This window comes from Xanthomonas sp. NCPPB 2933 (genome assembly GCF_056725225.1).
In genome coordinates this window covers 4,179,578-4,193,285 of the sequence record NZ_CM161518.1, presented here as the reverse complement: position 1 = coordinate 4,193,285, position 13,708 = coordinate 4,179,578, and the positions used below count along the sequence as shown (strand labels likewise).

Genomic DNA, 13,708 nt, shown 5'->3' with positions numbered 1-13,708 from the left:
GAGACGATGAAGTCGAAGTCGATGTGCACCACGGTGGGTCTGATTGCCATGTGTCTGGCCGGTTCGGCCGCCGCTGCCGGCAAACCGCTGTATCAATCCGGTCCTGCGCTGAGCCGCAGTGCAGCCGCCACTGCCACCACCGAACCCTCGCTGCAACGGGTGTTGAGCTCACCGTCCACAGCCACCGCGCAGGTGGTCCAGCTCGATGCCGGCGCAGTCACCGCGTCGGAAAAGCTGCTGGAACTGCAACTGGACGGCCAGACCATCACCGCCACCCAGGCCAAGGTCGATGCCCTGGAAGGCGGCGATAGCGTGTGGTACGGCAACCTGGGCCCACGCGCTGGCACGCGTGCACGCACGCTGTCGGGTGTGGATCCGCTGAACTCGGCCATTCTGGTGCGTAGCGGCGACACCGTCACCGGCACCATTCGCTACGCCGGCAAACTCTATCGCCTGCGTCCGCTGGCCGATGGTCGCCACGTGCTGGTGCAGGTGGATGAGCAGCGCATGCCGCAGGAGCATCCGGCCGAATACAGCCTGCTGCCCAAGTTCGACATGCCCGGCGAAGGTCGTGTCACCGCAGCGGCCGCCTCGTCCGGCAGCCCGGCGACCATTCGCGTGCTGGTGGTCGCCACCAATCAGGCGGTGACTGCGTACGGCGGCAACATGCAAGCGCTGGTGCAGCTGGCGGTGGCCGAGGCCAACCAGGGCTACACCAACAGCAACGTCGGCATCACCCTGCAGCTGGCGCGTTACGAGACCACCAGCTACAGCGAAACCGGCAACTTCACCACCGACCTGCAGCGCTTCCGCGTGACCAACGACGGTTACATGGACAGCATCCACACCAGCCGCAACACGTATACCGCCGATGTGGGCGTGATCGTGTTGAACAACGCCACTTACTGCGGACTGGCATCGGGTATTGGTTCGACCGCCGCAACCGCGTTTGCATCGGTGTACTGGGATTGCGCCACCGGCTACTACAGCTTTGCGCATGAAATCGGGCACCTGCAGAGCGCACGCCACGACGCCACCAACGACCCGAGCACCTCGCCGTATGCCTACGGTCACGGCTATCGCTACGGCAATAGCTGGCGCACCATCATGGCCTACGACTGCAGCAGCGGTTGCCCGCGCCTGAACTATTGGTCCAACCCCAACATCAACTACAACGGCATCCCGATGGGCAATGCCAGCACCGCCGACAATCAGCGCGTGCTGGTCAACACCAAGGCCACGATTGCCGGCTTCCGCTGAGGTTGACGTTGAGCGTTTCGCTGTCGGCCCGGCACTCCATGTGCCGGGCTTTTGCCGCTACACCCGCGTGCGGGTGTAGCGCAGACTAGGCGCACCGTCGGCAACTGCCGGCCTTGTCTTGTGGAGCGGAGCACTCATGTCCAAGTCCTTGCGTTATGCGGCGCTGTGCCTGGCCGTACTTGCGGTTGCCGGCTGCAAACAGCAGCCCGCCGAGCCAGCTCCCTCGCAACCCAAGCCCGCTGCTGTGGCGACGGCAACGCCCACCGGCAACGATGCCGAAGCGCGCGCGCTGCATGTGCTGGAAGCGCGCTTGCAGAGCGATCATTTTTATCCGGACAACTGCATCAGCATCCTGTCCGAACAGGGCGACGCGCCCACTCCGGGTGCCTTCGAATTCGCAGTGCACGAGCGCCATGGCAACGACTGCCCTGGCGACCCGCAGACCAGCCCGGTACGTGACCGCTTCCGCGTCCAGGCCGACGGCACAGTACTCTGGTACGACGTGGTCAATGCCGATTTTGTCGACTACGCCGAGCATGCACGTAGCGTGCAGTGATGCCTTTGCTCGCTAGGTTCTCTAAGCCACGCTAAAGCGCCAACTGCTCCAGCGCGATGCTATCGGCATCCACACGCAGTACCGAGCCTTGTTCGTACCAGTCGCCCAGCACGATGCGCGTGCAGGTGTGGCCACCGGCCTGCAGCGTGTGCACGTTGGGGCGATGGGTATGACCGTGGATCAAGCGATCCACCCCGTAACGTACGAAAGTCGCTTCCACTTCGGCCGGTGCCACGTCGGTAACGGTTTCGAAGCGCGATTGATCGCCCTGCTTGAGTTCCGATTGCCGCGCCTGGCTGGCGCTGCGCGCCTGCTGCGCGAACGCCACCCGTGCGGCCAGCGGTTGGGCCAGGAACTGCGCCTGAAACACCGGGTCGCGCGTTTGTGCACGGAACGCCTGATAGGCGGTGTCGTCGGTGCATAGCAGATCGCCGTGCATCAGCAGCGTCGGATGCCCGTACAGCTCGATGACGGTGGGGTCGGGCAGGATGCGGAAGCCGGCACGCTGCGCATAGGTCTGGCCGACCAGAAAATCGCGGTTGCCCGCCATGAAGAACACCGGTACGCCGCTATCGGCGACGGCATGCAGCGCAGTGGCGACCGCGTCTGCGGCGGCCGACGGGGTGTCATCGCCGATCCAGGCTTCGAACAGATCGCCGAGGATGTAGAGCGCGTCGCTGCCGGGTACCTGCGTGCGCAGGAAGTCCAGAAACAGCTCAGTAATGGCCGGCCGGGCCGGATCCAGATGCAGGTCGGAAATGAACAGGGTCGTCATTGCGCCATTGTACGGCGGCAGCGCGGGACGGGAACCGGGACGCTGGGGTAGGCAGCGTGAGCAGGACAAGCACGGAGCGAAATCCTCTCTCCCTGTGGGAGAGGGGTAGGGGTGAGGGTACGGGGCGAAGCCACACGCTGAAGTTGCAATTGCTGCGTGTTGGCTTTTTGTCAACCTTCGCGCGAGATCTTCTACGGCGAGTGCGCGAGGCTTCGCACGTACCCTCATCCGCCCCTGCGGGGCACCTTCTCCCGAGGGGAGAAGGGAGTGCTGAGACGCGTTACTTATCTGGGCGGATCACTCGGGCCGACCCGGCCTGATTCATCACCCCAACAACACCGGCAATCCCCACAACGACAAACTGGCCAGCACCACCCCGATCGCGGTCGCGGCCAGCACATCGCTTGGATAATGCAGCCCCAACACCACCCGCGACAGCGCCACGCCCGCCGAAAACGGCACCAGCAACGGTGCCAGCCACGGATAGTAGGCCAGCGCCACGATGCTGAAGGACACCGCGTGCAAGGTGTGGCCGGACGGAAAACTGAACTCGTCCAGCGGCGCGACCCAGGCGCGAATGCGCACGTCGGCTGCATACGGGCGCGGCCGCCGCGTCCAGCGTTTGAGCGACTTGTACAAGGTCAGCGCGAGCACGCCGGTGGCCGCCATGTGCGCAGATGCGCGCACGCCGTCCATGCCGTCGAGCAGCACCAACAGGCCCATCAGGCCATACCAGAACACCCCATCGCCGAGCCGGCTGATGGTGGCGAACGCGCGCCGCACCGGGTGGCGTCGGCACCAGTGATTGGCGCGCCGGCACCAGCGCGCTTCGTGACCGCGTAAGACCTCAAGCCGCGTTGCCGACATAACGCCCCCGTGCAGCGGTGATGCCCAGTAACAAGGCTTCGAAGTCGGACACCACATTGTCCGGGTGCAGTTTCTGCATCGCCTGCGCGGCCGCAGCGCCCATGCGCTGGCGCATCGCGTCGTCGTCGGTGAGTGCGATGGCGGCCTGGATAAACGCCGCGTCGGTCTCGACTGCCGCGCCGCTGTGACCGCTGCGCAGATACTCGCGTGCGGCGCCGTAATCGAAAGCGACCGTGGCCACACCGCTGGCCATCGCCTCGAGGGTCACGTTGCCGAAGGTCTCGCTGCGGCTGGGGAACAGAAACAGATCGCCGCTGGCGAAGTGGCGTGCCAGCGCCTCGCCGCGCTGGATGCCGCAGAAAATGAAATCGGGATTCTCGTGCGCGATCTTTTCGCGTGCTGGGCCATCGCCCACCCACACGAAGCGTGCTTTCGGGCGGATCTGCTGCAGCTTGCGAAAGGCATGGATGGCAAGTGGCAGGTTCTTTTCGTTGGCGATGCGTCCGACGTAGATTGCAGCGAAGCCTTCGCCTTCGATGCCCCATTCGGCACGCAGCGCGTGATCGCGTCGCGCCGGATCGAACTGCTGGTTGTCCACCGCGCGTGCCAGCAATTGCACGCGCTCGAATCCGCCTTCGCGCAGGAACTGCTGCAGTTCGCGCGTTGGCACCAGGGTGGCGTCGGCCTGGTTGTGAAAGCGCCGCATCCAGCGCAACGCGGTGCCTTGCAGCCAGGCGGCGCCGTAGTCGGGCAGGTATTCGTCGAAACGCGTATGGAAGCCGGTGGCGACCGGGATGCCGAGCCGGCGCGCTGCACGCATCGCCGACCAGCCCAAGGGGCCTTCCGTGGCCACATAGATCGCATCCGGTTGCGTGATTCGCCAATGACGGATGAGGCGCTGCGTTGCCGGTAGCCCGAATTTCAGCCCCGGATAGCGCGGCAGCGATGCGCCGCGCACCAACAATGCAGTCGCCGGTTCCGTATCGCCGCTCTGACGCGGGCGCACCACGTCCACCTGATGTCCGCGTGCGCGCAGGCCGGTTTCCAGGCCGTGCACGGTCAGCGCCACACCATTGACTTCGGGGGGATAGGTTTCGGTAACGATCGCGTAGCGCATGCCCGTTCTCCGGTTTTGTCTAGCTTCCGGGAGAGCGATGGCATGGATGTTGCGACGATAAGTCGCGGCGGTGACAAGCGCGACGGGAGTGGGAATTTGGGATTCGGGATTGGAGATTCGCAGAAGGGGGCTGTGCAAACGTCAGCAAGCCCGCAACACATGGTCTGCCGGGATCAACAAATCCCCAATCCCGAATCTCCAATCCCGCCTGAGGCCGCAGGCCTCAGGTCACAAACGGTTTGAACGCGATTCCCAGCCCGGCCATGCTTTCGACTTCGCCGATCAGGTCGGCGCGCAGCAACGGGCGCGAGTCGATCCAGCTTTGCGACAGGATCAATGACAGCCGGGTGTCATCGGCAGTGAGTTCCAGGGTCGGAATCGGGTCAGACTCGTGCGCGCGATGCAGCAGCACTGCCAGCCGCAGCAATGCGGCCTTGCGTCGGGTTGGCAGCAACAAACGATCCGGCAGCGCCTCGAACGCGGTCTTGGGCACGTTGCGGCGGTGCGTGCGCACCAGCGACGCCAGTACCTGCTGCTCCTGCCGCGAGAAACCAGCGATATCCGAATGCTCCAGGATGTAGCTGCCGTGCACGTGATATTGGCTGTGCGCGATGATCAAACCCAGCTCGTGCAACCGCGCGGCGCGGCGCAGCACCTGCGCATCGTCGCCATCCAGTTGCCAGGATTCGCAGACCTGATCGAACAGGCGGCAGGCGGTGGCTTCCACGCGCTGGGCCTGCACTTCGTCGATCCCGTAGCGCTGCACCAACGAGGCCACCGAGCTGTCGCGCGGATCGTTCTCGCCGCCGCGGCCGAGCATGTCGTAGAGGATGCCTTCGCGCATCGCCGCCTTGCTGACCATCAGCTTCTCCAGCCCCAGGGCCTGGAATGCGGCCTCGAGCACCAGAATGCCGCCGGCAATAATGGGGCGCCGCTCGGCAGCCAATCCGGGCAACTGGATGTCTTCGATGCGCTTGGCCTTGAGCAGTTCATCGCGCAGCGCCGGCAGCGCCTCGGCGGTGATCGCGCCCTTGGTGAGCTTCATCGCCGCGCAAATCTCGCCGATGGCCTTGTGGGTGCCGGACGAACCGATCGCCTCATGCCAGCCCAGCGCCTTGTACTGATTGGCGAACTGCTGGAACTCGGCGCCGATCTCGGTCAGCGCGTCCTTCCATTTCTTTTTCGACAACTTGCCGCCGGGAAAAAAACGTCGTGTGCTGGCAATGCAGCCGGCCTGCAGACTTTCGCGTTCCAGCGTCTGAAAACCGCGGCCGATGATGAACTCGGTCGAGCCGCCGCCGATATCGATCACCAGCCGGCGCTGATCGGGCTTAGGCGGCTGCGCATGCGCAACGCCCAGATAGATCAGGCGCGCTTCCTCGCGGCCGCTGACCACTTCGATCGCATGCCCGAGCGCGGTTTCGGCCGGCATCAGGAACGCTTGTGGCGAACGCAGCTGACGCACCGTGTTGGTGGCCAGCGCACGCACGCGCAACGACGGCACTTCACGAATGCGCTGGCCGAAGCGCGCCAGACATTCCAGTGCACGTTGGCGCGCTTCGTTGGAAATGCCACCTTTGCCATCCAGGCCATCGGCCATACGCACGGTCTCGCGCAGGCGATCAACGACGCGCAGCTGACCCATCAGGTAGCGCGCAATGACCATGTGGAAACTGTTGGAGCCTAAGTCGATGGCGGCAAGGTAATCGCCGTCGCGCAGTGGCGGTATCGTGGGGGAGGGTGTTGGCATGGCCGCATGGTAGCCGATGGATGGTTGGCCCCGTGAGAGGCACCGGCAAAACGACTGCGCACACCGCCGGCAAGGCTTGTGTGGCGTCGCGCACCAACCACAAGGCGGCTGCGCTGCGCTGCCGGCACCAACGCACGACTGCGCGCTACGCGTTGTCAGCCGCTCTTTAGACCCGATCGAGCAAGGTCATCTGCGCCGAATGCGCCGGCTCGCCAGGGCCCGGCGTGCGCTTGTGATAGACGCCCTCGGCATCCAGCTCCCAGGCGTTGACGTTGTCGTCCAGGTAGTTCTGCAACGCTTCGCGATAGACCCGCTTGGCCAGGTCCGGGTCCAGGATCGGGAAGCAGGTTTCCACGCGCCGCAACAGGTTGCGTTCCAGCCAGTCGGCGCTGGCGCAATACAGTTCCGCCGCACCATCGTTGCCGAACCAGTACACGCGGCTGTGCTCCAGAAAACGCCCCACGATCGAACGCACGCGGATGTTGTCGGAGAAGCCCGGCACGCCCGGCCGCAGCGTGCAGGCGCCGCGTACGATCAGATCGATCTGCACACCGGCTTGCGACGCCGCGTACAACGCGCGCACCACCTGCGGCTCGTTGAGTGCATTCATCTTGGCGATGATGCGGCCCGGGCGACCATTGCGGGCCAGCCGGGTTTCGCGTTCGATCCGCTTCAGCACGCCGGTATGCAGGGTAAACGGCGATTGAAGCAGCTGCTCCAGCTTCATCCGCGGTGCAAGACCGGACAATTGCTGAAACAGCATGTGCACATCGTTGCCGATTTCCACATCCGCCGTGATCAGGCTGATGTCGGTGTACAGACGCGCGGTGCCGCTGTGGTAATTGCCGGTGCCCAGATGTACGTAGCGTTTGAGCTTGCGGCCCTCGCGTCGCACGATCAGCAGCATCTTGGCGTGCGTCTTGAAGCCGACCACGCCGTAGACCACCTGCACGCCGGCTTCCTGCAGCTTGTCGGCCAGGCCCAGGTTGGCTTCTTCGTCGAAGCGCGCACGCAGTTCCACCACCACAGTGACGTCCTTGCCGTTGCGCGCGGCCAGGATCAGCGCATCGACAATCAACGAATCCTTGCCGGTGCGGTACAGCGTCTGCTTGATCGCCAGCACGTTCGGGTCGACTGCGGCCTGGCGAATCACGTCCAGCACCGCAGTGAACGCATCAAAGGGATGATGCAACAACACATCGCCCTTCTTGACGATCTCGAAGATGCCGTCGTTGTCGCGCAAGGTGCGCGGATTGAACAACGGGTACTTGAGTTCCGGGCGCTGCACCAGATCGTAGACCTGGGTGACACGGCTCAGATTGACCGGCCCGACGATGCGGTACACCGCGTTTTCGTTCAAGCCGAAGTTCTGCAGCAGGGTACGCATGATCGGCGACGGGCAGTCGTGCGCGATCTCCAGCCGCACCGCCGGTCGGTAGCCGCGCGTGACCAATTCGTCGCGCAAGGCCAAGGCCAGGTTTTCGACTTCTTCCTCGTCCACTACCAACTCGGAGTTGCGGGTCACGCGGAACTGATACGAGCCCTTGACCTGCATGCCCGGGAACAGCTCATCCACAAACTCGGACAGCACCGAAGACAGAAACACAAAGCTCTGCGTTCCCTCCGGCGACAGGCTGGCCGGCAACTGGATGATGCGCGGCAACGAACGCGGCGCCCGCACGATGGCCAGATGGCCGGCGCGGCCAAACGCATCCTGGCCATCCAGCACCACCACGATGTTTAAGGTCTTGTTGAGAATCTTCGGGAACGGATGCGCCGGGTCCAGGCCGAGCGGCGACAGCACCGGCATGATCTCGTTGCGGAAGTACGCGCGCAGCCAGCGCTTCTGGCGCGAGTTCCACGTCGAGCGGCCCAGCACCGCCACCCCGGCAGTTTCCATCGCCGGGCGTAGCACTTCGTTCCACGCGTGGTACTGCTGCTCGACCAGCTTCGCCGCGCGATCGTGCACGGCATTGAGGATGGCGGTGGGGCTCAGCCCATCGGGTGCCGGCGGCAATCCGAATTCCTGCGCGTGCCGGACGGTGGCCGCGCGGATTTCGAAGAATTCGTCCAGGTTGGTGCAGGAAATGCACAGGAAGCGCAGCCGTTCCAGCAACGGGACCTGCTCATCCAGCGCCTGCGCCAGCACCCGGAAATTGAAATCCAGCTGTGACAGTTCGCGGTTGATATACAGCGACGGCTCGCGCAACGGATCGGCGGCGATCTCTTCGGAAGAAGCAGTGTCGTGGGAGTGTTTGGCGTGGCCCATGGAGTCGATCATCAAGACGGAATGGAATGCGTCGTTAGCGCGCGCAACATGCAGCACGGTGCGACTTGGCGCGCGCTGCGCAGGTGCATCGCACCGCGCTGCGGCGCGCACCCACTACATATCACGCCGAGCGTGACAGTGGCAGGGACTGATCGCGCTGTACCACGCGTGCAGCCACAAAATGACACGAGAATTCGCTGCCGCGCCCGACTTCGCTTTCGATCTCTAGCCGCGCCTGATGCAGCCCCAGGATGTGCTTGACGATCGACAACCCCAACCCGGTACCGCCGCTCTCGCGCGAGCGGCTGCTGGAGACGCGATAAAACCGCTCGGTGATGCGCGGCAGATGCGAGGCGGGAATGCCGTAGCCGGTGTCGCGCACCGCCAGTGCCGCGCCATCGCCATCGCGCATGAAGCGGATCGTCACCTTCCCACCGCCCGGCGTATAGCGCACTGCGTTGGTGACCAGATTGGAGAACGCGCTATGCAGTTCCTTGTTGGAGCCAAGCAGATCCACGCCGGCCTCGTCGAACACTTCCACCGTGTGGCGACCCTGGCTATGCGCTTCTGCTTCGCGGCGTAGCGTGGAGAGCATCGGCGCCATCGCCACGTGTTCCTCGCCGAGTTCTTCCTGCGATTCCAGCCGCGACAGCGTCAGCAGATCTTCGACCAGCTGAGCCATGCGTTGCGATTGCTTGCGCATCTCCGCCAGCATCGGGCCCGAGTCGGGGAAGTCCTCCGGGTCGAGCATGTCCAGATAGCCGTGTACCACCGTCAGCGGCGTGCGCAATTCGTGCGAGACATTGGCCACGAAGTCGCGGCGTACCTGCTCCAGCCGCAGCAGCTTGCTGACATCGCGCGCCACCAGCAGCCAGTAATCGTCGGAATACGGGATCAGGCGCAGATTCAAACGTAGATCCGGATCGACCGGCGAGGCGGCATCGAGCATGGGTTCTGCATTGCGACCGGCCGCCAGCCAATGCGCCAACGGCAACGGCTGCAACCGCTCCACCACCGACACGCCCATATCGCCGGGATGATGCAGGCCAAGCAGGCCGCCGGCCGCCTTGTTGAACCACTGCACGCGCTGGCTGTTGCGATCCACCACTACCACCGCATCGGGCAACGCCTGTGCGGCGGCGCGGTAGGTGCGCAGCATGTCGATCAGGCGACGCTTGCGCCCGCGCATTTCGGCCTGGCTGCGATAGAGCAGCCGATCCAGTTCGTTCCAGGCACCGACGCCGGCCGCCGGCTCGGCACGCTGGCGCGCAGTGAGCCGCCGCAGCACCTGACGCAGCCGCCAGTAATGCCAGGCCAGTACGCCCAGTGCAGTCAGCGTCAGCGCCATCCACACATGCTCGATCAGCACGCCGGTCAGCACGGCAGCGCCCAGCAACAGCGCCAGGGTACCGAGCGTCTTGAACCAGGCGGAACGAATATGTTGAGGCATGGAAGGCGTTACCACGGAGCGTCGGGTAGGCACGCAGCCCGACCGGTGTCAGCGGCCGGGCCGGCCTGTGCGGCAGGCATCAGGCGGCCGAAGAGAAACGGTAGCCCGAGCCACGCACAGTCTGCACCATGTTTTCCAGGCCGAACGGTTCCAGCGTCTTGCGCAGGCGGCGGATATGCACGTCGATGGTGCGCTCTTCCACGTACACGCTGCCGCCCCAGACATGATCCAGCAACTGGGTGCGCGTGTACACGCGCTCGGGATGTGTCATGAAAAAGTGCAACAAGCGGTATTCGGTCGGGCCGATCGGCACCGGCGCGTCGCCGGCGAACACCCGATGCGCGGCGCCATCGATGCGCAACCGGCCCACGGCCACGCTGCCGTCTTCGTCGTCTTCGCGGGTGCGGCGCATTACCGCACGGATGCGCGCCAGCAATTCGCGCGCCGAGAACGGCTTGACCACGTAATCGTCGACCCCGGCCTCCAGGCCACCGACGCGGTCGTTTTCTTCGCCGCGCGCGGTCAGCATGATGATCGGAATCTCGCGGGTCAGCGATTCTTTGCGCCAGCGCCGCGCCAGGTCCAGCCCGCTGGTGCCTGGCAGCATCCAGTCCAGCAGGATCAGGTCTGGCACACGGTCGGCGATGGCGGTCTGCGCCTCGCGGGCGTCGCCAGCATGGATGGGTTCGAACTCGCCCTTGCGCAGCGCGAACGCCACCATGTCGCGGATTGCGGGTTCGTCGTCGACGATCAGGATGCGTTTCTGCACGCGGGGCTTACCGTCTGGCTTCGATGGTCGCCAGTAGACTACGGTTTTGTGACTCTAATGTGACATGGCGGGCGCATTACGTCGTTCGCGACACTAATAAGCGGGCTGTGCTGCGAGGCGACAGGCAGGCGTTGCGGCATCGAGCACGCGATTTGTCATCCCGCAAAGTGACATTACCGCACTGCATGACATGCGCTAACGCGTTGACAGATCCGGGTCGCGGATGCCCTGGCGGCGCAGTTCCAGCACCGTGGGCGTAATGGCGGCAATGCGGGCGTCCACGCGCGCACGTGTCACATAATCGAGATCTTTCTTCTTCAGCGCCTCCAGCTGGATTAGCGCCTGTTCGGCGCGGCCGTTCAAGTACGCGGATTCGGCATAGGCCTCGCTGGCGCGCAGCTGGTCGCCGGCCAATTCGCAGGCGCGTGCGTAGGTCTGCTGCAACAACGCATCATCGCCGTTGCGATATAGCAGCGGTTCCAGCACCTGACGCGCACGCTGGCCGGATGTCTCGGTCGCCTGCTCGTTGAGCGCGCCGGCATAGGTCAGCGCCACCGCACGGTTGGTCGGCAATTGCTTGAGCAGCGCATCGAAACGCGCATTGGCCACTTCGCGCTGGCCCACGCGCGCCTGCGCCTCGCTCAGGCCCAGCGTCAGCCATAAATTATCCGGATGCGCCTCCAGCAGGCTGGCCAGTTCGGCCACTGGCTCGCTTGGCCGCCCGCCGCTGTTGCGCAAGCGCGCCAGGGCCAGCCCGTAGCGCTGCGCATCGGTCAGGCCGCCCTTGGCGCTGCGGCGCAGGGTCTCGTATTCGCGGATGGCCGCATCCGGCGTGGCCGCGCTGAGCACGCGCAGGCGCTCCTTGGCCCAATCGAAGCCTTGATGTTCGCCGCTGCGGCTGAGCGCATCCACCGGCAACCGCAGCGCATACGGAAGAATCGCGTTGCCGTTGTGGCTCAGCGGCTCCGACAGCGACGGGTCGGAGGGATTCACGCGCTCCTGGCGCGTGCCGCCCGGCACCGAGGTGGTCAGCACCACGGTGTTCTTCTTCATCTGCTCGGCGCGCGCCTTGGCCTCGCTGATGCGGGTGACGGTGACCGGGTGGGTCTGCAGGAAGTCCGGCGCGCTGTAGCCGCCCTCGTTGGCGCGCATCGCCACCGACATGCGCTCGAAGAAGCCGGCCATTGCATCCACGTCGTAGCCGCTGCGCACCAGCGTGCGGATGCCCAGCCGGTCGGCTTCGGATTCGTTGGAGCGGGTGTAGTCGATCTGGCGCTGCTGCATCAGCCCCATGGCGCTGGTGATGCCGGCCATGGTGGCATCGCCCTTGGAATTGCCGCCGGCCTGTTGCGCGGCGACCACCGCCGCCAGCATGCCGAGCAGGATCGGGATCTGATCGCGCTGCGCCCGCTCCACCCCGCGCAACACGTGCTGCTGGGTGACGTGGGCGATTTCGTGCGACAGCACTGCGGCCACTTCGTCCTCGCGCTCGGCCGTCAGCACCAGCCCCGCGTTGACCGCGATGTAGCCGCCCAAGGTGGCGAAGGCGTTGATCTGGCGGTCGCGCAGCATGAAAAACGTAAACGGCTGCTGCGGTTGGTCGCTGTTGGCGCCTAGCCGGGTGCCCATGGTCTGAAGCCAATCGGTGACCAGCGGGTCGTCGAGCACATAGTCGTAGTTACGCAGCTCGGCCAGCATCATCTTGCCGTATTCGGCCTGGCGCGCCGGGGTCAGCAACTCGCCGGCAGACGAACCGATATCGGGCAGGCGGCTTTCCTGCGCAGGTGCCACACCCATGGCAACGGCCAGCGTGAGGGCGGTGGCGAGCGGTAGCAGGCGCAAGTGGAACTCCCAGGTGATGCGCGGAGCATGCGGGCAGCAAGGCGCAGGGGCGTGAATCGACAGTTAATCCACAGTGTTGCGGTGACGACATGGAAATTCCAGTCGCCCGGTACCATTGTCAGACCTCAGACCAACCACGGAGTTTCCCGTGAGCCAAGACCCTAACGTGCAGGATGCGGCCACCGGCCCGCAGATCACCCTGTATTCCTCCGCGATCTGCCCGTACTGCGTGGCGGCCAAGAACTTCCTCAAGAGCAAGGGCCGGACCTGGACCGAGGTGCGCATCGACCTGGACCCGGCCGAGCGTCACAAGATGGTCGCCCTGGCCAAGCGCACCAGCGTGCCGCAGATCTTCGTCGGCGACGTCCATGTGGGCGGCTACGACGACATGATGGCCATGCATCGCGCCGGCAAGCTCGAACCGTTACTGGCCGGCGCCACGGGCGGCCAGGCATGAGTGAGCACGAGGGCGGCAGCGACGACCGTCTGCGCGAGTTCACCGAATTCCGCCAGCGCATGAATCAACGCATCCTGGCCGAGCCCAACCAGGTGGTGCGCCGCTTCTTCGCGCTGGACACCCAGACCTATCAGGCCGGCGCGCTGGACGTCAAAACCAAGGAGCTGCTCGGCCTGGTCGCCTCGATGGTGCTGCGCTGCGACGACTGCATCAGCTACCACGTCGCCCAATGCAAGGAGGCCGGCGTGACCCGCGAAGAGTTCTTCGAAACCTTCTCGGTCGGCCTGGTGGTCGGCGGCTCCATCGTCATCCCGCATCTGCGTCGCGCGGTGGATTTTCTCGACCAGCTCGAAGGCGGCGCGCAGGCCCCGGCGCAGCACGCGCACGCCTAATGCGTGACTGGTCGGGTGTCGACCGGCGTGTGAGTCAGGATTGGTCATTCGGGATTCGGGATTCGTAAAAGCGAGCCGGTCGCGCGCGCCGCCCATCGAGGCGGCGCGTTGCGTTGTGGAGGGTGTGCGCCGCTCTTAGACCAAGGTCGGTTTGGGCGCCTTCACCGGCATCGGGCATAATTGCCTGTGAAACCTCCTTGCGCC

Annotated in this window: 12 protein-coding genes; 4 read left to right on the top strand and 8 right to left on the bottom strand. The window is 64.9% G+C overall.

Annotation, left to right across the window (positions count from 1 at the left end; translation table 11 throughout):
- The first annotated feature begins 6 nt into the window (after window positions 1-6).
- Window positions 7-1,260 (top strand): zinc-dependent metalloprotease, encoded by a 1,254-nt coding sequence (locus tag AC1PLU_RS17510; protein ID WP_481093729.1) that lies wholly within the window; start codon window positions 7-9, stop codon window positions 1,258-1,260.
- Window positions 1,261-1,396: 136 nt separating this feature from the next.
- On the top strand, window positions 1,397-1,816 hold the full coding sequence (locus AC1PLU_RS17505) for a hypothetical protein (RefSeq protein WP_481093728.1): 420 nt from the start codon (window positions 1,397-1,399) through the stop codon (window positions 1,814-1,816).
- Between the two features lie 31 nt (window positions 1,817-1,847).
- Here the strand turns inward: AC1PLU_RS17505 and lpxH are convergent, their stop codons facing one another.
- The 8 genes from lpxH to AC1PLU_RS17465 form a co-directional block, all read right to left on the bottom strand.
- Window positions 1,848-2,591 (bottom strand): UDP-2,3-diacylglucosamine diphosphatase, encoded by a 744-nt coding sequence (gene lpxH / locus AC1PLU_RS17500; protein WP_481093727.1) that lies wholly within the window; start codon window positions 2,589-2,591, stop codon window positions 1,848-1,850.
- Window positions 2,592-2,915: 324 nt separating this feature from the next.
- Complete coding sequence (locus tag AC1PLU_RS17495; protein WP_043909856.1) at window positions 2,916-3,458, bottom strand: phosphatase PAP2 family protein; 543 nt, start codon at window positions 3,456-3,458, stop codon at window positions 2,916-2,918.
- On the bottom strand, window positions 3,439-4,575 hold the full coding sequence (locus AC1PLU_RS17490) for a glycosyltransferase family 4 protein (protein WP_481093726.1): 1,137 nt from the start codon (window positions 4,573-4,575) through the stop codon (window positions 3,439-3,441). The genes AC1PLU_RS17495 and AC1PLU_RS17490 overlap by 20 nt, the downstream gene beginning before the upstream one ends.
- Window positions 4,576-4,798: 223 nt before the next feature.
- Window positions 4,799-6,325 carry an exopolyphosphatase gene (gene ppx / locus AC1PLU_RS17485; RefSeq protein WP_006451734.1) on the bottom strand — a complete coding sequence of 509 codons (1,527 nt, stop codon included), beginning with the start codon at window positions 6,323-6,325 and terminating at the stop codon, window positions 4,799-4,801.
- Window positions 6,326-6,491: 166 nt separating this feature from the next.
- Window positions 6,492-8,594 (bottom strand): polyphosphate kinase 1, encoded by a 2,103-nt coding sequence (gene ppk1, locus AC1PLU_RS17480; RefSeq protein WP_104551379.1) that lies wholly within the window; start codon window positions 8,592-8,594, stop codon window positions 6,492-6,494.
- Window positions 8,595-8,715: 121 nt separating this feature from the next.
- Window positions 8,716-10,044, bottom strand: coding sequence for a phosphate regulon sensor histidine kinase PhoR (gene phoR / locus AC1PLU_RS17475; RefSeq protein WP_006451736.1), 1,329 nt, complete (start codon window positions 10,042-10,044; stop codon window positions 8,716-8,718).
- 79 nt (window positions 10,045-10,123) lie between these two features.
- Complete coding sequence (gene phoB / locus AC1PLU_RS17470) at window positions 10,124-10,813, bottom strand: phosphate regulon transcriptional regulator PhoB (protein ID WP_006451737.1); 690 nt, start codon at window positions 10,811-10,813, stop codon at window positions 10,124-10,126.
- 195 nt (window positions 10,814-11,008) lie between these two features.
- Window positions 11,009-12,655 carry a M48 family metalloprotease gene (locus AC1PLU_RS17465; RefSeq protein WP_481106885.1) on the bottom strand — a complete coding sequence of 549 codons (1,647 nt, stop codon included), beginning with the start codon at window positions 12,653-12,655 and terminating at the stop codon, window positions 11,009-11,011.
- Between the two features lie 148 nt (window positions 12,656-12,803).
- On the opposite strand from AC1PLU_RS17465, the gene grxC reads away from it, so the two are divergent.
- Both grxC and AC1PLU_RS17455 read left to right on the top strand, forming a co-directional pair.
- Window positions 12,804-13,112: a glutaredoxin 3 gene (gene grxC / locus AC1PLU_RS17460; protein WP_006451739.1), complete on the top strand. Its 309-nt coding sequence runs from the start codon at window positions 12,804-12,806 to the stop codon at window positions 13,110-13,112.
- Window positions 13,109-13,504 (top strand): carboxymuconolactone decarboxylase family protein, encoded by a 396-nt coding sequence (locus AC1PLU_RS17455; RefSeq protein ID WP_023902868.1) that lies wholly within the window; start codon window positions 13,109-13,111, stop codon window positions 13,502-13,504. Before grxC ends, AC1PLU_RS17455 begins: the two co-directional genes overlap by 4 nt.
- The last annotated feature ends 204 nt before the right edge of the window (window positions 13,505-13,708 follow it).